Here is a 21,955-nt window from a genome sequence, read left to right as displayed (position 1 = left end):
GTTAGATGTCCAGCACCAGATGCGGCACGCCGTCCGAGGTCTTCCGCGGCGAGACGCCGTTGACGTCGATCTGGGCGTTGATGCGCTGCCGGAAGGCCGAGAAGCTCTCGAAGGTCACGACATCCACCGGAGCGTCGAAATGGATGGTGATTCTGTAAAGCCCGCCGGACTGCTCGGAGAGTGCCAGTACCTTACCGGTGAAGGGCTGGTTCAGATAGCGGCCACGCACCGCTGCCCCGACAGCGACCGGCGCAGTCGGCGCCGCGTTCGGTTTCGCGGCGAGTGCCGATAGCGTGTTCCAGTCGCGCAGCCCATATTGCTTGGCGACCAATTCAAGGGCTGCGCTGTGGGCCATTTCGCCACCGCGCTCGGCCATGGCTTGGCGCAGACGTTTGGCCTGCGCTTTCAATTCATCGATGGACGGATAGATCGTCGTCACGGAGTCAGCCTCTCGGAAGGCATGCGTTTACGACTGCAGATCGGAGCTCGCATTACCGCCAGTCAGCATGCGCCAGATGGCTGTGACCATATTCGCGAGGGCTTCACCATGGATTTTCATCCGCGAGCGGCCGGCGCCTCGAACCGGATTTTCGTATGATCGAAGCGGATGCTGCTGTCAAGATGAGGCATTGCTAGAGAGACGGCGCCGTTCAGGCGCGGTTACCGAGGGACGGCTGTATTTCGTCCCTCGCCATCGTTTCAAGCGGCCAGATGGCGCTCGATCTGATCGATTGGAAAATTCGTCAGGTCCTTGGCGACTTCGGCCACGATAACCGCCTGCGAATGAGCCCCGAGATGAGGCCGCAGGACGCCGAGTGCGCGCGGCGGCGCCACGAGGATGAGGCGGCTGATGCCTTTCTGCTGCACTAGCACATCGAGCTTTGCCGCGACGCTTTTTAGGAATTCGGCCGCCGCCTGCTCATGCCATTCCGTTTCTTCCACCGCACTCCCTGCGAACCCATCGGCCTGATGCGTGCGTCCCGGTTTATCTGCGCCGAGCTCCCGATCGGGTGCATGCGGCTGCTCCATGGTTTCGCACGTTCGCAAATCCGGATGCGGGCCACTATCCGAGCTCTTCAGGATCAGCGCCTTGGCGCCGTCGCAAACGACAACCCATGTTCCTCGGGAAATTCTGATATCGACCATCATCCCTATCCTCACGCTTGATGAGACGGCCTGAAAACCGCCGACAAAAAGGGAACGTCTCATGGCGCGAAGGGTTCAAAAAACGACCCATGGGGCATGCGAGTCCGCCCAACCGGCTGAAAAACTGCCGAATCGTTAAAATTCGATTGGCTCAGTTGACGCTTAGGCAAAATCTCCGTGCAAGGTTGATGCTGTAACCGAGATGAATTCGGTAGCCTCCAACCGGGGAATGACAATGCTTCGCGCTACGCATCTGGCGAAAGTCAAATCCGAAGTCTATGAACGGAAGTGGGAACGGTTCTTCGTTCAGCGCCCAGCCCGTATCATTGCCGTACGCCCATGTCTGACAGGCATCTCAAGCCGTAGTGCGGAGATCATCGACATTTCACAGGGCGGCGCCAGCTTCATCGTCGGTACGACCGTTGGCCTGCCGACGCACTATTATCTGAACATCCTCGGCCTCGCCTATCGCATCGGCTGCGCGGAGATCAACCGCGTAGGCAACCGCGTCAATGTTCGCTTCATCAACCTGATCGAGCCGGAAACATTGAGACGCGTCGTGCGCGCCGATTTCATGATCGGCAATGTCGAAGCGATGGCGGCGCGAGGCAAGCGGCAATAGGCGTCGGCATCAGGCTTTTCCGCCCTTGCAACGGCTCGCCAAGCGCCTATTGTGCTGCGCCTTGCAACAGAGTTCGGAAAACAAGCCAGAATGTCCGCCTTTTCGCGCTTCACCCCGCTGATCAGCGCCCTTCCCTCCACCGTGCCCTTCGTTGGCCCGGAGGCCCTCGAACGCCAGCGCGGCCTGATCGTCCAGGCACGCATCGGCGCCAATGAAAACGGCTTCGGCCCCGCCCCCTCGGTTCTCGAGACCATGCGCGAACAGGCCGGCGAGATCTGGAAGTACAACGATCCGGAAAATTTCGCGCTGAAGGGAGCGCTCGCCGCGCATCTCGGCGTCAAGCCTGCGAATATCGCCATCGGCGAAGGCATCGACAGCCTGCTCGGTCTCATCGTGCGTATGGTCGTCGAGCCGGGAGCGCCCGTCGTCACATCGCTCGGCGGCTATCCGACCTTCAATTTCCATGTGGCCGGCTTCGGCGGCCGGCTGGTCACGGTGCCCTATGTCGACGATCGCGAGGATCTCGATGGGCTGCTCGCGGCGGTGAAGCGCGAAAACGCGCCGCTCGTCTATTTCGCCAACCCCGACAATCCGATGGGAAGCTGGTGTGATGCCGACAGGATCGTCGCTTTCGCCCGCGCCCTGCCGGAAAGCTGCCTGCTCATCCTCGACGAGGCCTATAGCGAAACCGGCCCTGCCGGCTCCCTGCCCGATATTTCCGCACTGATCGATCTGCCGAATGTGCTGCGCACCCGCACCTTCTCCAAGGCTTACGGCCTTGCTGGCGCGCGCGTCGGCTATGCCATCGGCTTGCCGGAGACGGTGCTGGCTTTCGACAAGATCCGCAATCATTTCGGCATGAACCGGCTGGCAACGGCGGCCGCGCTCGCGGCGCTGAAGGACCAAGCCTACCTCGCCGAAGTCGTCGGCAAAATCCATGCCGCACGAGAGCAAATCGGCACGATCGCCCGCAATAACGGGCTTTTGCCGCTTGCCTCCGCCACCAATTTCGTCGCCGTCGATTGCGGCCGCGACGGCGCCTATGCGCGTGCCATCGTCGATGGGTTGATCCAGCACCGCGTCTTCATCCGCATGCCGGGCGTTGCGCCGCTCAATCGCTGCATTCGCATCAGCGTCGGCCCCGAGCGCGATCTCAACCTTCTAGCCGAAGCACTGCCGAAGGTGTTGAAGGCAATCGGCTGACCTAAAAAACGAAAAACCGCGCCGGCCTTGTTTCCGGCCGGTCGCGGTTTTTCTGATAGTGGCAGCGCGCCTCTCCGCCCGCTGCCGGGTCCCCTCTTTCGAGGCAATATTCGTATTCTTGGTGACGCGCTTCAGTGCGTGGTCATCCACTCGCGGGCGGCGCGAAGTGCCGAGGCGAGTTCCATCTTGGTCAGCGTGGCTGCGACGTCGGCGCGGAGCTCGGCGGCGCGGTCGCTGCCCTTGATGGCGGCGATGTTCAACCATTTATGGGCAGCAACGAGGTCTGCTTTGCACCCTCTGCCGGTCGCATAGATTATGCCCAGCTCGCAAAGGGCTTCAGCGCTGTTGCCACCCATCATGGCCATTTCGGATGTCGGTATTTCGAAGCGTGCCATCGGTTCAATCCCTGTTTCAGTCTATTCGTTATCGACCCTGTTTTTCCTTCCGGACCTTGCCGTCTATCGCGGCTTGATGATCCTTCCGGTCGGCGGGTTTGCCCCGCTCGTTTGATGGCTTCACTATCGCAGACGGCTTTCAAAAAACGGCTAAAATGCATGCTTAATTCGATGCAAACAAAGTACAAATGCTTGGTAAACTTGGGATTTTGTTAAACATCGCTTCCCTTGCAAATTAAGGACTTTTGAGCCAGTTTTACGCCTCGTTAAGGTTTGGATCTAAACCCTTCGTTCACCACGAAAACAGCCGCTGAAACAAGGCTCGTTATTTTTCGATGCGATCGGAAGGGCCAACCGGCAGGAAAATCGTGCCGGAAAGTCTATTTGCCTTTACGTCCGTATTGGATAACTTCGCCACGTCCGGGCTGTGGGGCCGAAGGACATTCGGGAGGAAAGACCATGATCCGCGCCACCATTCTCGCCGCAGCACTGCTTTTCAGCGCAGGCGTGGCCCTGGCCGACGAGCCGATCGTCGGCAATTGGAAGACCACGGAGGGTGACACCGCCGCCATCACGCCTTGCGCCGACAGCTACTGCGTAACGCTGAAGACCGGCAAATACGCCGGCCGCCAGATCGGCAAGATGCAGGGCAAGGACGGAGCTTACACGGGCGAACTTACGGATCCCGAGGACAACAAGACCTATAGCGGCTCCGGCACCGTCAGCGGTAAAACCGTGAAGATGCAGGGTTGCGTGCTCAAGATCTTCTGCAAGTCGCAAACCTGGACGAAGCTTTAAAAGATACTTCGCCGAGCGAATGCGGGGCCGATCAATACGTGCTTCGCTTGGGAAAGACCTTCGGCTCAAGGTTCATAAGCCGCTAATATTTCTGAACACTGGATGAACCAGTGTCTCAGCACCTGTTCAGCATGACCATGGCAAAACAGTGTCCAGGATAGGGCACGGGTAGGGCCAGGACAATGAACACGATCATCATGGCGCGGCGTTTCGGCATCATCATGCTGTTTGCCGCCATCTTTGCGATCACCTTTTCGGTAGCGGTTGAGCATACCGGCCGCAGCGGTGCGCAATCGCATTTCGGCGCAAGCTTCACTTGCCTGCAGACGGGCAGCCCCTATTGCACGACGGTGCAATAGGGCCGACTTCGCCGCTTTCGAGAAATGAACCGCGAAACGCTATAAAAATAGCTGCGAAAATCGGATAGCGCGCCTTGTAACGTCGTTTGCTTGTTAAAGACGGCACTCTATAATGGCGCATGAGCAACCGAATCTCTCCTTTTTCACCCCTCGACATTTCTTCACCCAGTCCGTTTCAGCCGCGGAGTTTCGACGATCCTGCCAAGGCAGTCGAAGCTTTGACCGAGCTTTACGAGCGTAACACGACGTTCCTGATCGACAGCTTCACGAAGCTCGCCAAGGGTGCGCCGATCGCGGCGCGTTACCGCGCCTTCTACCCACAGGTCAGCATCGAAACGACAAGCTTCGGCCATGTCGATTCGCGTCTTTCCTACGGCCACGTCACGGCGCCGGGCGTCTACACGACCACCATCACCCGCCCGCAACTCTTCCGGCATTATCTGAAAGAACAACTGTCGCTGTTGATGCGCAGCCATAATGTACCGGTCGTCGTATCGGAATCGACGACGCCGATCCCGCTGCATTTCGCCTTCGGCGAAGGCGCACATGTGGAGGCTTCGGCCGCCGCTTTTGACGATATTCCGCTGCGCGATCTCTTCGATACGCCGGACCTGAACACGACCGACGACGAGATCGCCAATGGCGAATATATCCCGCCGCCAGGCGAGCCCTCACCACTGGCGCCGTTTACCGCACAGCGTATCGACTATTCGCTCGCCCGCCTCGCCCACTACACTGCGACCAGCGCGACGCATTTCCAGAACTTCGTGCTCTTTACGAACTATCAGTTCTATATCGACGAATTCTGCCACTGGGCGCGTGACCTGATGGCCAAGGGCGGCGATGGCTATACCGCCTTCGTCGAGCCGGGCAATATTATCACGCCGGCCGGTTCCAGTCAGCCGGAGGGGAACACGGCCCCGCCACGGCTGCCGCAAATGCCGGCCTACCATCTGAAAAAGAAGGGCCACGCCGGCATCACCATGATCAATATCGGCGTCGGCCCGTCCAACGCCAAGACGATCACCGACCACGTCGCCGTGCTCCGCCCGCATGCCTGGCTGATGCTCGGCCACTGCGCCGGTCTGCGCAACAGCCAGCGGCTCGGCGACTACGTGCTGGCCCATGCCTACATGCGTGAGGATCACGTTCTCGATGACGACTTGCCGGTATGGGTGCCGATCCCGGCGCTCGCCGAAGTGCAGGTGGCGCTGGAAGCAGCCGTTGCCGAAATCACCGGCTATGAGGGCTTCGAGCTGAAACGCATCATGCGCACAGGTACGGTCGGCACGATCGACAATCGCAACTGGGAACTGCGCGATCAAGCAGGGCCGGTCAAGCGCCTGTCGCAGGCCCGCGCCGTGGCGCTGGACATGGAGTCAGCGACGATTGCCGCCAACGGCTTCCGTTTCCGCGTTCCCTACGGCACGCTGCTCTGCGTCTCCGATAAGCCGCTGCACGGCGAACTGAAGCTGCCGGGCATGGCGACCGCCTTCTACCGGACGCAAGTGAACCAGCATCTGCAGATCGGTATCCGCGCCATCCAGAAGCTGGCCGCGATGCCGCCGGAAACGCTGCATTCACGCAAGCTGCGCAGTTTCTTCGAAACCGCATTCCAGTAGGAGTAAGTGGCGTTTCGCCCCAGCTCCGAACTGAAATGTGGGATTCAAGCAGGCATTGATGCTGGATCAATTTATAAGAGTGTTGTTTCCGGCGGCTTATCTCGCCGGAAACACTTTCGTGAAGCATTCCGCACATCCAGTGTCGCAGAATGTCTGTTTGCAGCATCGCTAAGCCGTCGTTAGCGACTCAAGCCATTTGCTTTTGCATTCATGATTGCTTGATCGCGGGTCTGGAGCAGCTCGAATTGTTCCGCTCTCCATTGCTGCCATTTGCGGCGGAGCTCGCCGGGGCGCAGGCCGATGGTTTCATCGCACAGAATTGCCCTGGTCATCCTGTCGCAGCGGAAGTGCCTGAAATCCTGCCGTAATTCGCACCAAGCCACCAGCATGCGATGGCTCTCCGCGTAGCCGAGGATGACTGGCCACACGATGCGCTCTGTTATCTCGCCGTTCTCCGCCTGATAGCTCAGCGCCAATTTACGTCTCTGACGGATCGCTTCCCGGATGTCGGCAACGTCAATGATTTCCGTTGGCGGGCGCACGCCTGGTTTCACGCCAATGCTCGGCTCGTCAATAAACGGCCGCAAGTTTTCAGGAACGGCGGCCGCAATTTTGACGATGACATCACGGGCGGCGTTGGCAATGAGAGTATCGGAATGGCCGGCGACCCATTGCGCGCCCAGTATCACAGCCTCGATTTCATCAGGCGTCAACATAAGCGGCGGCATATCGTAGGCGGAATCCAGCAAATAGCCGAAGCCTGCTTCACCCGAAATCGGCACCCTCTGGCCTATGAGATCGCCAATGTCGCGGTAAACGGTGCGTTTCGAGACCTCAAGTTCTTGCGCAATGTCAGCAGCAGTCACCGGCCGGGTACTCCGACGCAGGATTTGAATGATCTGAAACAGGCGATCGGCTCGACGCATATACTGACTCCTGCTGCCATAATGGTGGCAACAGGGCTGTGCGACAAGCTCCATCGTGTGAAAAGGAGCCCACAATGAAATTTGCATCGACACGCATCATCACCGCGGACATCAAGCAACTGGCCGCCTTCTACGAGATGGTCGCAAACGTGAAAGCGCAGTGGCTAGCGCCGGTCTTTGCCGAAATAGTCTTGCCCGGCGCCGTATTAGCGATTGGTTCAGCGGAAACGGTTGCGCTCTGGAAGGAAGGCAGCGCCGAACCTTGCACCAATCGCAGTCTCGTTCTGGAGTTTCAGGTCGACGATATCGACGCCGAATATGCTCGTCTCAAAGACAAGGTGCCCCTCGTGCATGAACTCAAGACAATGCCTTGGGGCAACACAACGTTTCAGTTTCGGGACCCCGATGGAAATGCCGTTTCGCTCTATATGCCGAGTACTGATGAAGCAAAGAAGCGATTTGCCGCCAGATAGAGTGACCACCGCGATTGCGAAAAGTCGGAGTTTCGTAACAGGACGTATTCCGCACTTCAGCTAGCGCGGCCGTTTCGCCCATTATTTTTTGGCCTCCGGCATCAAACGCCCTGATCGGCGGCAGCGACCTGCGGCCGATCGATCGTCGAAGCGGCGACCCAATTGAGGCAGAGGATCAGAACCGCAAAAGCAGCAAAGCCGATTGCGGTCCGAAGAACGACCTTGCCGAGATCCGGCGTCTCCATCAGATCCTTCTCCGATAACGTCTTCCTAGCCCAGTAATTCACCAATGCTGTTTCCAAGGTGTGCATGTCCGTCTCTCCTTTGGTGATGACGGAACCTTGTCGAGCGGCCCCACCCTTTTTCGACAGCGAGGAAATTTTTTGTCATGGTGCCGGTCGGGATGTCGATTTCCGTGCGGACCGCTCGTCTATTGCTGTCAGCAAACGGAAAGAGGAGGCGCTGCGATGAAATATCTTTGCCAGGTCTGGTTCGACGGCACGAAGCTCGATGTCATGACCGAGGAGGACAAGCACAGGCTCGATTCGGATTCGCTCGGCTATGACCGCGATCTGATGGCGAGCGGCCACATGATCCATGCCGAAGCGCTGCAATCGCCAAGCTCGGCGGTGACGGTGCGGGTCCGCAACGGCGAGACGTCGGTGACTGACGGTCCCTTCATCGAGACCAAGGAATATCTTGGCGGCTTCATCCTGATCGAAGCGAAAGACCTGAATGATGCGATCCGTGTCGCCGCGGGCATCCCGCTCGCCAAGCTTGGCAGTATCGAGGTGCGGCCGATCTATTCCTTCGGCCCCGACATTTGAGGAGGCGACTATGAAGTTCCTTTGCCAGGTCTGGTTTGATACCGCCGAGATCAGCACGCTTTCCGAAGAGGAAGGACGAAAGCTGACACAGGACTCGGTCGACAATGACAACCGGCTGCGCGAGAGCGGCCACCTTATTGTTGCCAATGCCTTGCGTGAGCCGGAGACTGCCAGGACGGTGCGAATGCGCAAGGGTGAGACCGGTGTCACAGACGGCCCCTTTGCCGAAATGAAAGAGCATCTTGGCGGCTTCGTACTGATCGAGGCGAAGGATATGGACGAGGCGATAAGCATCGCCGCAACCTTCCCTGTCGCCCGGTATGGCATGATCGAGGTCCGCCCGGCCTATGACATCCGGTTTCCAGACGAATAGGCATAGGAGGATGGCGAGATGCGTTTCTTATGCTTGATCTACACCTCCGCGGACGTCGACGGCACGCTGACCTCTACCGAGGTCGATGGCTTGATCACCGAGCACTTCGCCTATGACGAGAGCCTGCGGCAGAACGGCGAGCTGATCCTTGCAGATGCTCTGGCGACACCCGACAACGCAATCGTCATCCGCCCGCGCGGATCGGCACTTTCCACAACGGATGGCCCCTTCGTCGAAACGAAGGAGCATCTGGCTGGCTTCTATCTCATCGAGGCTGCCGATATGGCCGATGCAACGGAGATTGCCCGGCGCATCCCCTCCGGCCGCCATGGCGCCATCGAAATCCGTCCGATCCGGATACTGACCCTTCCCGGCACCTGACAGGAGAGCAAGAGACCGCCGTGTCGCTGAACGAAACCATCGACGATATCTACCGCAGCCAATCACGCCGCGTGTTTGCGACGCTGATCCGTCTGCTCGGCGATTTCGACCGGGCGGAGGAGGCCCTTCACGATGCCTTCGCGGCAGCGGCGCAGCAATGGACGGAAGAGACCCTGCCGGCCAACCCCTATGCCTGGCTGGTTTCGACAGGCCGCTTTCGGGCGATCGACCACATCCGGCGGCGAGCGCGCTTCGATGCCTCGGAGGCCGACATCGTCGACAGCCTGTATCCGGAGGGCGAGATGATCGAGATCGCCGAAGGCGAAGAGATCGAAGACGATATGCTGCGGCTGATCTTCACCTGCTGCCATCCGATCATCCCGGCGGAGGCGCAGACGGCGATGGCGCTGCGCGAGGTCTGCGGTTTGACGACGGAAGAGATCGCCCATGCGTTCCTCATTTCCGCGCCGACCGTCGCCCAGCGTATCGTTCGCGCCAAGAATCGCATTCGGACCGCCCAAATTCCCTATGAAGTTCCGGCAAAGACGGAGTTGCCGGAGCGACTGGCGCAGGTGCTGCATGTCATCTATCTGGTCTTTAACGAAGGCTATTCCGCATCATCCGGCACAACGATCGTCCGCGCCGATCTTGCCGCCGAAGCCATCCGTCTTGGCCGCTTGCTGCTGAAGCTCCTGCCCGATCCGGAGGTTGCCGGATTGCTGGCGATGATGCTCCTGCAGGATTCGCGGCGGCTCGCGCGCGCCAGCGCTTCCGGCGACCTCATCTTGCTTGCCGATCAGGACCGTGGGCTCTGGGACATCAGGGGAATTCGCGAGGGGCTGGCCTTCGCGACCGAGGCGATGGCGGGCGAAAGCGTCGGCAGCTATGCGCTGCAGGCGGCGATTGCCGCCGAGCACGTACGCGCACCAACGGCGGACCGGACGGATTGGCGGCGGATCGTGATGCTTTATGATCTGCTGCTGGTGGCGCATCCCTCGCCGGTGGTCGAACTCAATCGGGCAGTCGCGGTTTCGATGTGCGATGGACCGGCGGCTGCGCTCGAGATCGTCAATGGCCTGCTGAGCGAAGACCGCTTGGCCCGATATCATCTGGCCTACGCCGCAAAGGCCGATTTCCTGCGCCAGCTCAACCGCAAAGACGAAGCACGACAGTCCTACGAGACGGCGCTTTCACTATGTCACCAGGCGCCCGAGCAGGCGTTCCTGCGCAAGCGGCTGGCGGAGCTTGCCGACAAGACCGGGCGATAAGCCTAGTCAATTGTGCTTCCTTGAGATCAGCAGGGCGAGTGCCGTTCCTGTCAGAGCAGAAACGACGATCAGCAGGTGCGCGCTGATGCTGGCCTGCGCCAGATTATCAAGCGCGTCTTTTAATCCCGGAGCGCCGAAAGCGATGGCACCAGCGGTGATCCCAGCCGGATAGGTTCCGACCCCTCCGGGCGCGTGTACCGGCAACACCGAAGAAAGCTCGCCGCCGACCGCGCCACCGAAGCTTGCCGACAGCGGCGTGACATTCATCAGGCGAAGCGCCCAGGCGAGCACCAAAACCTTCACCAGCCAATTGACCACCGTCGTCAGCCAGGCGCGGGCAAAAGCGCTGGCATTGGCCGGCATTCCGCGTTCCAGCTCATGCACCAGCCCCTGCGCTTTCTTCGGCAATGCCTTGCCAGCAAATTTGAGCAGCGGGCGGCGCAGGATAAAGGCGGCGACCGGTAAGAGCAGGAAAGCAAACCACAGAACCCAAGCAAGAGCACCATAGGGCGAGGCCAGTGCGAGGCCGACACCCGCCGCGGCGAGCAACGCGTGCAGGTCGAGCAGCCGCATGACAAACAGCGCCGAGGTGCCTCGTGCCAGGGGAATGCCGAATTCGGAGCGCATCAGCACCGGAAAGCTGGTCTCGCCGGTGCGGAAGGGCATCATGATGTTGAGCAGATTGTGGACCTGCGTCACGCGAAAGAGCGCGGTGAAATGGCCGCCGGTCTCCTTCGGGAAATAGTCGTAGATGCGCCAGGTGCGAAGGAAGTAGGTGCTCGTTAGCAGCGCCAATGCCAGCAGAATGGGTGGGACGCCGACTTTACCCCATTGCGCCAGGATCGAACCCCAGCCCCAGAACCATTCGATGAAGGCTGCATAGGCGAGGACGACGGCTAATGTCAGCAGCGTCATGCGGTTGCGAATAAACCAGTTCTGTCGGCTGGCAACCATCGGAGTCTTCATGTAGTTAAGGCACCCAATGCGAGCGGAGGCTGACGCCGGACATGTCGCTCGTTCCGTCCGGCCGGTTCTGCCGGTCTTTTAGGAGAAAGAAGAGTTGCAGACAACGGCAGAGTCGATCCGCCCCCTGACCGACACGGTAAGTGCCATTGAGCTTTCGCTGGTCGTGCCCGTCTTTAATGAGGAAGAAAGCGTCGGACCGCTGATCGAGCGCATCTGTTCCGCCATGGTGGGTTTCACCAAGCCCTGGGAACTGATCCTCATCGACGACGGCAGCACCGATGCCACGCTTGCCAATGCGCGCCGTTCGCTCGGGCACGAGGGACTGACGCTGCGCATCGTCGAGCTTCAACGCAATTTCGGCCAGACGGCCGCCATGCAGGCCGGTATCGACACCGCCACCGGCCGGCTGATCGCCACGATGGACGGCGACCTGCAGAACGACCCGAAGGATATCCCCTCGATGGTCGAGGAGTTGGAGCGGCGGCAGCTCGACCTACTCGTCGGCTGGCGCAAGAATCGCCAGGACGGGCTTTTCCTGCGCAAGATTCCCTCCTGGTGCGCCAACTACCTCATCGGCCGCATCACCGGCGTCAAATTGCATGATTATGGCTGCAGCCTGAAGATCTACCGCGCCTCGATCATCAAGCAGGTGAAGCTGATGGGCGAGATGCACCGCTTCATCCCGGCCTGGGTCGCGGGCGTCGTACCGAGCTCGCGCATCGGCGAAATGGTCGTTACCCATCATGCGCGCCAGCACGGCATATCGAAATACGGCATTTCGCGCACCTTCCGTGTCATCCTCGACCTGCTGTCGGTGATGTTCTTCATGCGCTACAAGGCGCGGCCGGGCCATTTCTTCGGCTCTCTCGGCCTTGGCCTCGGGGCGCTCGCCGCCCTGATCCTGCTGTGGCTCTTCGTCGACAAGTTCATCTTCGGCGACGATATTGGCAACAGGCCGCTGCTGCTGGTCGGCGTCGTGCTCCTGCTGTCGTCGGTGCAGATGATCACCACGGGTATCCTAGCCGAGATGATCGCGCGCATCTACTATCGCGATGACCTGTCGCCGAACTATATCGTCCGCAAGATCTTCGATCGGGATCATCAGGATGCATAGGCTTCTGGTCCGCCGACCGGATACCATCATCCTTCTACTTGCCGGTTACTTCGCTCTGGAATTCCTGGTGCGGCTCGCCATGCCGCATGGCATGCGCTACGACGAGTCGCAGCAGGCGCTGTTCTCGCAATGGCTGACACTCGGCTATGATTCCCAGCCGCCGCTCTATAATTGGGTGCAGGCGCTGGTGGTGTCGGTCTTCGGATTGTCGCTGGCGGCGATTTCCATCGTCAAGAACATCGTGTTGTTTCTGGTCTTCTTCAGCTACTACAAGCTGGCGAAGCTGGTTTTGTCGGACAAGGTTTTCGCGGCGATCGCCACGCTGTCGCTGCTGACTATTCCCCAGCTCTTCTGGGAGGCGCAACGTGACCTGACACATACGGTCGCGCAGCTCCTGACCATCAATCTTTTCCTCTACGGTGCGATCCGCACGCTGAAGGCACCGAGTACGGGCTCCTATGTATTTACCGGCATCGCGCTCGGCCTTGGCATGCTGTCGAAATATAATTTCGCGCTGCTTGCCGTCGCCGCGGTCATTGCCGTCCTTATGTATCCGCAGGGGCGCGCGCGCCTCTTCGATAAGCGCTTTCTGCTGACCCTGCTGATCTCCCTGTTGATCTTCCTGCCGCATGGATTGTGGCTGATCCATAATCTCGACCTCGCCTCGGGACGGACCCTGGGGATCATGGAGGAGGATGCGCCGGAAACTGCCTTTGCCAAGCTGGTGAAGGGACCACTGGAATTCGTGAAACTGGTGCTCGTCATCTGCGCACCGACGCTCGTCATCTATGCGCTGGTATTCGGCAAAAGCCTCTTCAAGAACCTCGGACGATCGAACGAATGGACCCGCTTTTTCGAGGTCCTTTTTGCGGCCATCGCCGTGCTGGTGCTGATCCTGATCGTCGGCATCGGCATGACGGCGCTGCGCGACCGCTGGCTGCTGCCCTTCCTGTTCCTGCTGCCGATCTATCTGTGCCTGAAGATGGAAGTGGCTGGCATCAAAGCGGCGGATTTCGGCAAGCGCTTCTTCTATATACCGCTGGCGATGATGCTGCTCATCCCGGCATCCCTTTTGACCCGCGTCACCTTCCCGGCGCTTTTCGGCTCCTATGACCATTACAACACCCCCTACCCCGCCTTCGTCAGCCAGGCCGTGGCGACGGAAGGCAAAAAGCCGGGTTTGGTGCTGACGGACAATTGGCTGCCGGCCGGCAATCTGCATTTGCAACTGCCTGACGTGCCGGCCATGTCGCTGTTCTTCGGAAATCTGACGGCGGACTATCAATGGAGCGCCGACAAGCCGATCCTCGTCGTCTGGCGACCGGGCAAGAACGCCGACGGCGTGCCCCCACCATTAGCGAACTGGTTGCACGATACGCTCGGCCAGCAATATGCGACGCCGGATGTCAAACTCGCAGACGTCCCGTATATCCACGGCAAAGCGGGCGATACGGCGTCTTTCGCCTATTCCTGGATTTATCCGAAGTAAGGGCAACCCGATCCAGAGTGATCGGCCGTCCAGTTTCAACTTTCAACGCAGGAACTGCTCATGGACCCGACCGACACGCTCACAAGCATCCTGCCTGACGCTGCCGATCTTCCGCCATGGCAAGTGAAAAGCTCCACCCATCTGCATCATGACCGGTGGCTGAAAGTCAGGGCTGACGCCTGTGTTACTGCCGAGGGCGTGGAGATCGCCCCTTACTACGTGCTGGAATATCCCGATTGGGTGGAAGTCGTGGCACTCGATGCGGAGGACAATATCTATCTGGTCCAGCAGTATCGCCATGCTCTCAACGTCGTCTCATTGGAGGTGCCAGGCGGGGCTATCGATGCGAGCGATGCCAACCCGATAGAGGCGGCCGCCCGCGAGCTGCGGGAAGAAACCGGCCTCATCGCTTCCGATTGGGAATATGTCGGCGCCCTCGCACCGAACCCGGCCACCCACTCGAACCTTTCCCATATCGTGCTCGCTCGCAACGTCGAGATGTCAGCGAAACCCGCAGACGATCCGACGGAACGCATTCGGCTTATTCGCATGCCGATCCGCCAGGCCATCAAACTGGCGCTGGAGGGTAAGATGATTCAGACCATTCATGTCGCGGGACTGACACTTGCCCTGCACAAAGCGGGCAAATGGGATGCGTCAGCCCTGGCGGACAAGGACTGATTACGCTCTCGCCTCGGCCCACACGGCGTCGAGCGCCAGCCGCGTGATACGCACCATCGCATCCACTTCCTCATGGCTGATGATCAGTGGCGGCGAGGCCAGCATTCGGTCCGCCGTGGCGCGCAGCACGAGGCCATTGGTTAAAGCGTGATTGCGTACGGCGGAGCCGATGGCATCCGGCTTCTCGAAACGGCGGCGGGTGGATTTGTCGGCGGCAAGCTGTAGCGCGCCCATCAACCCGATGCTGACGGCTTCGCCGACCATATCGTGATCCGCCAGACTGCCCCAGGCCTTCGCGAAATAGGGCCCGATATCGTCGCGAACGCGCTCGATCAGCCGCTCATCCTCGATGATCCTCAAATTTTCCAGCGCTGCGGCGGCGCAGACCGGATGGCCGGAATAGGTGAAGCCGTGGTTGAATTCGCCGACATCATTGATCAGCACATCGGCAATGTGGTCGCTGACCAACACGCCGCCGATCGGCAGGTAGCCCGAAGACAGGCCCTTGGCGATCGGCGCGAGATCGGGCTCGACGTTGAAATGCTGATAACCGAACCAGGAGCCGAGCCTTCCGAAGCCGCAGATCACTTCGTCGCAGACGAGCAGGATATTCCGCGCCTTGCAGATGCGGGCGATTTCCGGCCAATAGGTCGCGGGCGGTATGATGACACCGCCTGCTCCCTGCACCGGCTCGGCGATGAAGGCGGCGACGTTGTCCTCGCCCAACTCATTGATCTTCTCTTCCAACTCGCGCGCAGCCTTGAGGCCGAAATCTTCCGGAGAAAGATCGCCGCCATCAGCGTACCAATAGGGTTGACCGATATGGACGACGCCGGGGATCGGCAGATCGCCCTGCTCATGCATGTATTTCATGCCGCCCATGCTGGCGCCAGCAACGGTCGACCCGTGGTAACCATTGCGGCGAGCGATAACGGTCTTCTTGGCCGGTTTGCCCACCGCACTCCAATAGACGCGCGCCATACGGAACCAGGTGTCGTTGGCTTCCGAGCCGGAGTTGGTGAAGAAGACATGATTGAAATGCGGCCCGGCATGAGCACAGACCTTCTCCGACAGGAGCGTTGCCGGGGTCGTCGTCGTGCCGAAGAAGGTGTTGTAATAGGGCAGCTCATTCATCTGGCGGATCGCCGCATCGGCGATTTCCGTTCGCCCATAGCCGATATTGACGCACCAAAGGCCGGCAAAACCGTCGAGATATTTCTTGCCGTTGCTGTCGAAGATATAGACGCCCTGGCCGCGCTGGATGATCCGAGCGCCGTCGGCATTCAACTTCTTCATGTCCGCGAACGGATGGAGATGATGAGCGGCATCGACGGCGGCGAGATTGGAACGGCTGGAAGTGTCGGACATGGCTTATTCGAACCCTGTTGAGATTGGTGCCTGTCAGGCCCATCAACGCCGCGACTATGTGCATGGCCCCTCACCCCAGCCCTCTCCCCGCACGCGGGGGCGAGGAAGCTTATCGCGCCGGCAATCGACCGCATCAGGTGCGGCAAGCATGGGCGGGTCCCCTCTCCCCGCAGGTGCGGGGAGAGGGCTAGGGTGAGGGGCCTGGCACGAAGCCGCAACATAGCCAGACTTGACTAGAGGCTATCATGGTTTACGACCATGACGTGAGCATCGGGGATTTACAAGGGCATGGCGGCTGACAACGCAACCGAGGGCACAGCCCGTATCGAAGTGTTGATATCGGATATGAACGGCCGGCTGCGTGGCAAGCAGGCCCCCATCGAAGCCGAAAAGAAAGTCTGGTCCGGCGCGGTGCGCCTGCCGACCTCAACGCAATCCCTGGATATTTGGGGCGACGACAATGACGATCTCACCGGCCTGTCTCTGACAATCGGCGATCCCGATGGCACCTGCGTCGCTGATCGACGCACGCTTGCGGATATGCCATGGGCGCCGCCGGGATCGAAGCAAGTGCTGGCCATGATGCATGAACTCGACGGCCGCCCGAGCTTTCAGGACCCGCGCGCTATCCTTGCCGCCGTCGTCGACCGCTATAAGACGCTCGGCCTGACGCCTGTCGTTGCGACCGAGCTGGAATTCTATGTTCTCGCCGGCGACTGGCGCGAGCGCGGCATCCCCTCGCCGCCGGCGGCGCTGATGTATCGTGGTGAGCCGAACGGCTATCAGCTCTACGATATGGATGCTGTCGATCTGCTCGGCGATTATCTCGAAACCCTGCGCGCCTATGCCAAGGCGCAGGGCTTGCCGGCGGATGCAACCACGGCGGAGTTCGGCCCGGGGCAGTTCGAAGTCAATCTGCTCCATCGTCCGGACGCGCTTGCCGCTGCCGATGACTGCACTGCCTTGAAACGAATAGCCGAGCAAGCGGCGCGCAAACACGGCCTCAAATCGACCTGCATGGCGAAACCCTATAGCGATCACGCGGGCTCCGGCCTGCATGTGCACGCCAGCATCATCGACGGTGAGGGCCGCAATATCCTCGATGCAGCCGGCGGCGAGCCAAAGAGGCTGAAATCAATCTGCGCCGGTCTGCTGCAGACCCTGCAGGATGCGCAGTTGATCTTTGCGCCCTACGCCAATTCCTATCGCCGCTTCCAGCCGGGCTCGTTTGCGCCCGTGGACCTTACCTGGGGTTACGGTCATCGCGGAACGGCGGTGCGCATCCCTGAAAAGGATGGACCAGGCGCCCGGATCGAGCACCGCGTCGCCGGCGCCGATGCCAATCCATACCTCATGCTGGCGGCTATCCTCGGGGGTATGTTGCTCGGATTGCAGAGTGAACTCGATCCCGGCGAGGAGACGACGCCAAGCCATGTGCCGGCAAATGCACCGCGCCTGACGCATGATTTCCTGACCGCCGTCGAGCGCTTCCGCGCCTCTCCCTTCATCGCCGATATTTTCGGGGAGCGATACCAGAAGCTCTATGGCGATACGAAGCACAAGGAAGCGATCCGCTACCTGCGCACCGTATCCGATTTCGATTACCGGACGTATCTGCCGCGCCTTTGACAGATTTCAGACGACTGCGCTGCTGATGGAGTCTTCCTCGGCAACCCGCGCGGCCGTGCCCTGCTTGACCATCACTTTCAGCTCGCCGGCATGAAGTTTGAGCGCGATATCACGTTCCAACGGCAGCAGCTCGCCATCCACGACGCAGTTCGCCAGGCTGCGCAGCTTCGGGAAATGCAGGTGCACTTCACGCGTATGCATGACCATGACGTCGGCGTTTTCGCGGAAGCGGCCCCGCAGCATATCGATCGCGAGTCGTGCGACGCTCAGCGGCCGCAACGGCCTTGCCGTATAGAAGCCAAGTTCGCCGCCGCGCAGATCGTCGGCATAAAGCAGCGTGTTGGGGCCAAACGGATTGTTCGATACGGAAATTGCCGAAACATGCCGGCGCTCGCGAACTCCCTCCGCTTCGAAATCGACATCGAATTCCGGTGGGTTGAAGACGACACCCAAGGCGGCGCGGATGTTGGCCGACAACTTGCCGGCGCGTGAACGATAGGTATAGGCGTTGCGATAACGCACCATTCGCGCATGCATGCCCGCAGAAAACTGGTGGATGAAAGGGCGGCCATTGGCGCTGCCGATATCCACCTGATCCACCTCTCCGGTCGCAAGTACGTCTAGCACCTGGTAGATATCGAGCGGCAGCCGAAGCGAGCGCGCAAAGAGGTTCATGGTGCCGGCGGGAATGACGCCGAGAGCAACGCCGTTTTTCCAGGCTACCGCGGCCGCTGCAGAAATCGTTCCGTCACCGCCGCCGGCGACGATGCCATCGATATCGTCGCGACGCGCCGCACGCTCCATGGCGGCAACGACTTCACTACCCGACACGACCACACCTTCGAAATCGTGGCCGGCATCCCGGAAGACCTGCTCTGCCTTCATTTCGTAGGCGGCCATGTCCGTTGTCTTGAACGTGCCGCCATCGCGATTGAAAAAGCCGATCAGTTTCATCGAGGCTCCCGGTTTTCTCGTTGAATCTGTCTCAAGAAGATCTGCTCCCGCACCTGCTAATCCAAAAATGGTTTCGGCCAAGGCGATTTCAAGCACTATCCAGTCATGGGAGGCAATCAATGCGGGTGACTGATCGTGCAATAACCTCGCAAATACTTATGCGCAGGGCGATATGCTGCGCTGCAAAAAATGCACGCGACAGCGGTGTCGCCCTGATTCATAGTATTAATTGAGGTGCATTCGCGCCTTCCCATCTTTCATTCCGCATCGTGTATCCGAGACCACCTCCCGGTTTCTCTGCCCGTTGCCCGCTTAGCGGCTGTCTGCCTGATCGCCGCCAGGAGTTTTCGTGAGCGATATCACCGTCGACCTCATCGATTCCCGATCCAGCCTCGAAGCGCCGTCCCGCGCGGCGATCGCCCTCGTCACGCTGGCGCTCGCAGTCGGCAGCTTCGGCATCGGCACGGGTGAATTCGTCATCATGGGCCTGCTGCCCGAGGTCGCCGATACCTTCGGCGTCACGACCCCTCTAGCCGGTCATGTCATCAGCGCCTATGCGCTCGGTGTCGTTGTCGGTGCGCCGGTCATCGCTATCCTCGCCGCCAAGATGGCGCGGCGCACTCTGCTTTTGCTGATGATGGCAATCTTCGCAGCCGGGAATATTTCGAGCGCCCTGGCTCCGACCTTCGAAAGCTTCGCGGCTCTGCGTTTCATCACCGGCCTGCCGCATGGCGCCTATTTCGGCGTCGCAGCACTGGTGGCCGCTTCGATGGTGCCTGTCCATCGCCGCGTGCGTGCTGTCGGTCAGGTCATGCTCGGCCTCACCATCGCCACCCTGATCGGCACACCGATCGCCACCTTCCTCGGCCAGCTTCTGAACTGGCGTGCCGCCTTCATGATGGTCGGCGGCGTCGGCCTCGTAGCCATGCTGCTTATTGCCCTGTTCCTGCCCAAGGACAAAGTCGAGGAAGGTGCAAGCATCGCCCGCGAGCTGGGCGCTCTTCGCCGCATCCAGGTGTGGCTGACGCTCGGCATCGCCGCCGTGGGTTTCGGTGGCATGTTCTCGATCTTCAGCTATGTCGCAACAACGACAACGCAGGTTGCCGGTTTGGGAACGGGCATGGTGCCGGTCGTACTGGCACTCTTCGGCATCGGCATGAATGTCGGCAATATCGTCGGTTCGCGCCTGGGCGACCTGTCGCTCAAGGGGACGATCGGCGGCATGATGGTCTTCAACGTCATCATCATGACGCTGTTTTCGCTGACGGCAGCCAACCCCGTGATGCTCTGCCTCTGTGTCTTCCTCATCGGCTGCGGTTTTGCGGCCTGCCCAGCGGTGCAGACACGTCTTATGGACGTCGCCGCCGACGCGCAGACGCTGGCCGCCGCCTCCAACCATTCGGCCTTCAACATCGCCAATGCGCTCGGCGCCTGGCTTGGCGGCCTGGTGATCTCCTGGGGCTTCACAGCGGCGTCGACGGGCTATGTCGGCGCGGTGCTCTCCGTCTTCGGCCTGATCGTTTTCGGACTGTCAGTCGCTTTGGAGCGCAACGGCCGGGGCGTATGAGGCCGAAGGGTAAGGTCGTTCTGGCCGGTTTCTGAATCCACTCATTGCCTTCGATCGGCCGGGTGCACATCACCCGGCCGATCTCGTTTATTTTTGCAACAGCCATTGCTGCAGCGCATAAGCCTTTAGCCGCTCAACAAAAAATTGCCTGCGACATTATGGCATTAACCGCGGGCGCCACTTGACTTTTCCCCACTTCGGAGCGACTTCTCGCGACGTGGGGAACATGCGTTTTCCATACCGATTAACCGGAGCCATCTTACGATGCCTAGCGACAGTAGTAGTCGATTGCCTTTGCCGTCAGTGGCTTTCGTGCTGTAACCGACTCCTGTCGGCTCGCCACGATCTGCCACGACGGCGGATCGACCGGAAAGGCGAGCTATAATGAACATCAACAGCTTTCCCGTGCGGGCTGGCAATGCCGCTCGTGCATTCATCAATAATAACCGTGCCCTTACCATTGCAGAACGCGTTGAGTCGCTGAATGCGCTCGAGGCGGACGAAGCCGCACGCCTCCTGGCCAAAATGCCAGAGGAGCGGGCCGTTCGTATTCTCGATCGGCCGGAACTGCGCAACGCGCCTGCCATTCTCGAAGTCATGACCAATGCAGACGCCGCACGGCTGCTGCATGGCATGTCCAACGACCGCGTGGCCGACATTCTTCTCGAACTGGACGACGACGCACGCGCTCGGTTGTTCGCTACCCTTGAGGAGCCGGTTCGTGTCGCGATCCAGGGTCTGATGGGCTATCCGCCGCGCACGGCTGGCGGCATCATGACGACCGAGTACGTCAGCGTATTCGCCAGTTGGACCGTTGCGCAGACGCTTGACCATGTGCGCCAGGTCGAGCGCTCCCGCGAGACGGTCTATGCCATCTATGTGCTCGACGACGACACCCATGTTCTGCTGCATGTCGTGACGCTGCGCCGTCTCATCACCGGCCAGCCCGACGCCTGCATTCTGACCGTGGCACAGAAGGGTACGCCCGTCACTGCGCCTGCGCTGATGAAGCAGGAGGATGTCGCCCGGCTGATCCGCCGTCACGACCTGCTCGCTCTGCCGGTTGTCGACGAAAACGGCCTGATGCTCGGCATCGTCACGGTCGACGACGTCATCGATACGATGATCGCCGACACGACCGAAGCCGCGCAAAGATTCGGCGGTATGGAAGCCCTCGGCCAGCCCTATATGAAGATCGGCTTCGCGGGCATGATCCGCAAGCGCGCCGGCTGGTTGGCCGCCCTCTTCCTCGGCGAAATGCTGACGGCCAGCGCCATGCAGCATTTCGAAGGCGAGTTGGAGAAGGCTGTCGTGCTGACGCTGTTCATCCCGCTGATCATGAGCTCGGGCGGTAATTCCGGCTCGCAGGCGACCTCGCTGATCATTCGAGCACTGGCGCTCGGCGAGCTCAAGCTGTCCGATTGGTGGCGCGTTGCTTTGCGCGAATTGCCAACGGGCATCGTGCTCGGCTCGATCCTCGGCCTTGTCGGCTTTGCCCGCATCGTGCTTTGGCAGACCATTGGGCTCTTCGACTACGGCCCACACTGGCAGTTGGTCGGCGTCACCGTTTTCGCCGCACTGATCGGCATCGTCACATTCGGCTCTCTGGCCGGCTCGATGCTGCCGTTCATGCTGCAGAAGCTGCGCCTCGATCCGGCCAGTGCATCGGCGCCAGCGGTGGCAACGCTGGTCGATGTGACCGGGCTGGTGATCTATTTCTCGGTCGCCCTGTTGATCCTCAGTGGCACGATGCTCTGAGAGCAATGCAAATTTAACCAGGAAGGGGCCGGCGAC

Annotated in this window: 24 protein-coding genes; 16 read left to right on the top strand and 8 right to left on the bottom strand. The window is 60.2% G+C overall.

Annotated features, from left to right (window positions below; all coding sequences use genetic code 11):
* Window position 1: 1 nt before the first annotated feature.
* Both C9E91_RS06455 and C9E91_RS06450 read right to left on the bottom strand, forming a co-directional pair.
* On the bottom strand, window positions 2-439 hold the full coding sequence (locus tag C9E91_RS06455) for a glyoxalase superfamily protein (protein ID WP_107107543.1): 438 nt from the start codon (window positions 437-439) through the stop codon (window positions 2-4).
* Between the two features lie 260 nt (window positions 440-699).
* A complete protein-coding gene (locus C9E91_RS06450; protein ID WP_107107542.1) occupies window positions 700-1,146 on the bottom strand; it encodes a baeRF12 domain-containing protein in 447 nt (148 codons plus the stop codon).
* Window positions 1,147-1,375: 229 nt separating this feature from the next.
* On the opposite strand from C9E91_RS06450, the gene C9E91_RS06445 reads away from it, so the two are divergent.
* On the top strand, window positions 1,376-1,768 hold the full coding sequence (locus tag C9E91_RS06445) for a pilus assembly protein PilZ (RefSeq protein ID WP_107107541.1): 393 nt from the start codon (window positions 1,376-1,378) through the stop codon (window positions 1,766-1,768).
* A gap of 90 nt (window positions 1,769-1,858) precedes the next feature.
* Window positions 1,859-2,971, top strand: a complete 1,113-nt coding sequence (locus C9E91_RS06440; RefSeq protein ID WP_107107540.1) for a pyridoxal phosphate-dependent aminotransferase — start codon at window positions 1,859-1,861, stop codon at window positions 2,969-2,971.
* A 131-nt stretch (window positions 2,972-3,102) separates the two neighbouring features.
* Here the strand turns inward: C9E91_RS06440 and C9E91_RS06435 are convergent, their stop codons facing one another.
* Window positions 3,103-3,366: an SEL1-like repeat protein gene (locus C9E91_RS06435; RefSeq protein ID WP_107107539.1), complete on the bottom strand. Its 264-nt coding sequence runs from the start codon at window positions 3,364-3,366 to the stop codon at window positions 3,103-3,105.
* A gap of 459 nt (window positions 3,367-3,825) precedes the next feature.
* On the opposite strand from C9E91_RS06435, the gene C9E91_RS06430 reads away from it, so the two are divergent.
* From C9E91_RS06430 to C9E91_RS06425, 3 genes are all read left to right on the top strand, one after another.
* Complete coding sequence (locus C9E91_RS06430; RefSeq protein ID WP_107107538.1) at window positions 3,826-4,164, top strand: DUF2147 domain-containing protein; 339 nt, start codon at window positions 3,826-3,828, stop codon at window positions 4,162-4,164.
* A 182-nt stretch (window positions 4,165-4,346) separates the two neighbouring features.
* Complete coding sequence (locus C9E91_RS19740; RefSeq protein ID WP_181316024.1) at window positions 4,347-4,523, top strand: hypothetical protein; 177 nt, start codon at window positions 4,347-4,349, stop codon at window positions 4,521-4,523.
* 119 nt (window positions 4,524-4,642) lie between these two features.
* Window positions 4,643-6,145: an AMP nucleosidase gene (locus C9E91_RS06425; RefSeq protein WP_107107537.1), complete on the top strand. Its 1,503-nt coding sequence runs from the start codon at window positions 4,643-4,645 to the stop codon at window positions 6,143-6,145.
* A 179-nt stretch (window positions 6,146-6,324) separates the two neighbouring features.
* On the opposite strand, the gene C9E91_RS06420 is transcribed toward C9E91_RS06425, so the two are convergent.
* Window positions 6,325-7,071 (bottom strand): helix-turn-helix transcriptional regulator, encoded by a 747-nt coding sequence (locus C9E91_RS06420; RefSeq protein WP_107107536.1) that lies wholly within the window; start codon window positions 7,069-7,071, stop codon window positions 6,325-6,327.
* A gap of 74 nt (window positions 7,072-7,145) precedes the next feature.
* Here C9E91_RS06420 and C9E91_RS06415 point away from each other — a divergent pair, with 74 nt between their 5' ends.
* Window positions 7,146-7,544 (top strand): VOC family protein, encoded by a 399-nt coding sequence (locus tag C9E91_RS06415; protein ID WP_107107535.1) that lies wholly within the window; start codon window positions 7,146-7,148, stop codon window positions 7,542-7,544.
* Between the two features lie 101 nt (window positions 7,545-7,645).
* Here C9E91_RS06415 and C9E91_RS06410 read toward each other — a convergent pair whose 3' ends face one another.
* Window positions 7,646-7,855 carry a hypothetical protein gene (locus tag C9E91_RS06410; protein WP_107107534.1) on the bottom strand — a complete coding sequence of 70 codons (210 nt, stop codon included), beginning with the start codon at window positions 7,853-7,855 and terminating at the stop codon, window positions 7,646-7,648.
* Between the two features lie 156 nt (window positions 7,856-8,011).
* On the opposite strand from C9E91_RS06410, the gene C9E91_RS06405 reads away from it, so the two are divergent.
* From C9E91_RS06405 to C9E91_RS06390, 4 genes are read left to right on the top strand one after another with little or no spacing between them, the layout of a single operon-like run.
* Window positions 8,012-8,371, top strand: a complete 360-nt coding sequence (locus tag C9E91_RS06405) for a YciI family protein (protein ID WP_107107533.1) — start codon at window positions 8,012-8,014, stop codon at window positions 8,369-8,371.
* Between the two features lie 10 nt (window positions 8,372-8,381).
* Window positions 8,382-8,744: a YciI family protein gene (locus tag C9E91_RS06400; protein WP_107107532.1), complete on the top strand. Its 363-nt coding sequence runs from the start codon at window positions 8,382-8,384 to the stop codon at window positions 8,742-8,744.
* 18 nt (window positions 8,745-8,762) lie between these two features.
* A complete protein-coding gene (locus C9E91_RS06395; RefSeq protein ID WP_107107531.1) occupies window positions 8,763-9,125 on the top strand; it encodes a YciI family protein in 363 nt (120 codons plus the stop codon).
* Between the two features lie 26 nt (window positions 9,126-9,151).
* The gene (locus C9E91_RS06390) at window positions 9,152-10,393 is read left to right on the top strand and encodes an RNA polymerase sigma factor (RefSeq protein WP_107107549.1); all 1,242 of its coding nucleotides are present in this window, start codon (window positions 9,152-9,154) and stop codon (window positions 10,391-10,393) included.
* 6 nt (window positions 10,394-10,399) lie between these two features.
* On the opposite strand, the gene C9E91_RS06385 is transcribed toward C9E91_RS06390, so the two are convergent.
* On the bottom strand, window positions 10,400-11,359 hold the full coding sequence (locus C9E91_RS06385; protein WP_107107530.1) for a lysylphosphatidylglycerol synthase domain-containing protein: 960 nt from the start codon (window positions 11,357-11,359) through the stop codon (window positions 10,400-10,402).
* 94 nt (window positions 11,360-11,453) lie between these two features.
* On the opposite strand from C9E91_RS06385, the gene C9E91_RS06380 reads away from it, so the two are divergent.
* From C9E91_RS06380 to C9E91_RS06370, 3 genes are read left to right on the top strand one after another with little or no spacing between them, the layout of a single operon-like run.
* Window positions 11,454-12,473, top strand: a complete 1,020-nt coding sequence (locus tag C9E91_RS06380) for a glycosyltransferase family 2 protein (RefSeq protein ID WP_107107529.1) — start codon at window positions 11,454-11,456, stop codon at window positions 12,471-12,473.
* Complete coding sequence (locus C9E91_RS06375) at window positions 12,466-13,962, top strand: glycosyltransferase family 39 protein (protein ID WP_107107528.1); 1,497 nt, start codon at window positions 12,466-12,468, stop codon at window positions 13,960-13,962. The genes C9E91_RS06380 and C9E91_RS06375 overlap by 8 nt, the downstream gene beginning before the upstream one ends.
* A 60-nt stretch (window positions 13,963-14,022) precedes the next feature.
* Complete coding sequence (locus C9E91_RS06370; protein WP_107107527.1) at window positions 14,023-14,643, top strand: NUDIX hydrolase; 621 nt, start codon at window positions 14,023-14,025, stop codon at window positions 14,641-14,643.
* Here C9E91_RS06370 and C9E91_RS06365 read toward each other — a convergent pair whose 3' ends face one another.
* Window positions 14,644-16,011 (bottom strand): aspartate aminotransferase family protein, encoded by a 1,368-nt coding sequence (locus C9E91_RS06365; RefSeq protein ID WP_107107526.1) that lies wholly within the window; start codon window positions 16,009-16,011, stop codon window positions 14,644-14,646. It lies immediately after the preceding gene.
* Window positions 16,012-16,299: 288 nt separating this feature from the next.
* On the opposite strand from C9E91_RS06365, the gene C9E91_RS06360 reads away from it, so the two are divergent.
* A complete protein-coding gene (locus C9E91_RS06360) occupies window positions 16,300-17,640 on the top strand; it encodes a glutamine synthetase family protein (RefSeq protein ID WP_107107525.1) in 1,341 nt (446 codons plus the stop codon).
* Between the two features lie 6 nt (window positions 17,641-17,646).
* Here C9E91_RS06360 and C9E91_RS06355 read toward each other — a convergent pair whose 3' ends face one another.
* Window positions 17,647-18,594 (bottom strand): diacylglycerol/lipid kinase family protein, encoded by a 948-nt coding sequence (locus tag C9E91_RS06355; RefSeq protein WP_107107524.1) that lies wholly within the window; start codon window positions 18,592-18,594, stop codon window positions 17,647-17,649.
* A gap of 349 nt (window positions 18,595-18,943) precedes the next feature.
* On the opposite strand from C9E91_RS06355, the gene C9E91_RS06350 reads away from it, so the two are divergent.
* Both C9E91_RS06350 and mgtE read left to right on the top strand, forming a co-directional pair.
* Window positions 18,944-20,161: an MFS transporter gene (locus C9E91_RS06350; RefSeq protein ID WP_107107523.1), complete on the top strand. Its 1,218-nt coding sequence runs from the start codon at window positions 18,944-18,946 to the stop codon at window positions 20,159-20,161.
* Between the two features lie 384 nt (window positions 20,162-20,545).
* The gene (gene mgtE, locus C9E91_RS06345) at window positions 20,546-21,919 is read left to right on the top strand and encodes a magnesium transporter (RefSeq protein ID WP_107107522.1); all 1,374 of its coding nucleotides are present in this window, start codon (window positions 20,546-20,548) and stop codon (window positions 21,917-21,919) included.
* Window positions 21,920-21,955: the final 36 nt, after the last annotated feature.

This window comes from Rhizobium sp. SEMIA4064 (assembly GCF_003025035.1).
GTDB lineage: Bacteria > Pseudomonadota > Alphaproteobacteria > Rhizobiales > Rhizobiaceae > Rhizobium > Rhizobium paranaense.
This window is presented reverse-complemented; position numbering and strand designations above follow the sequence as displayed.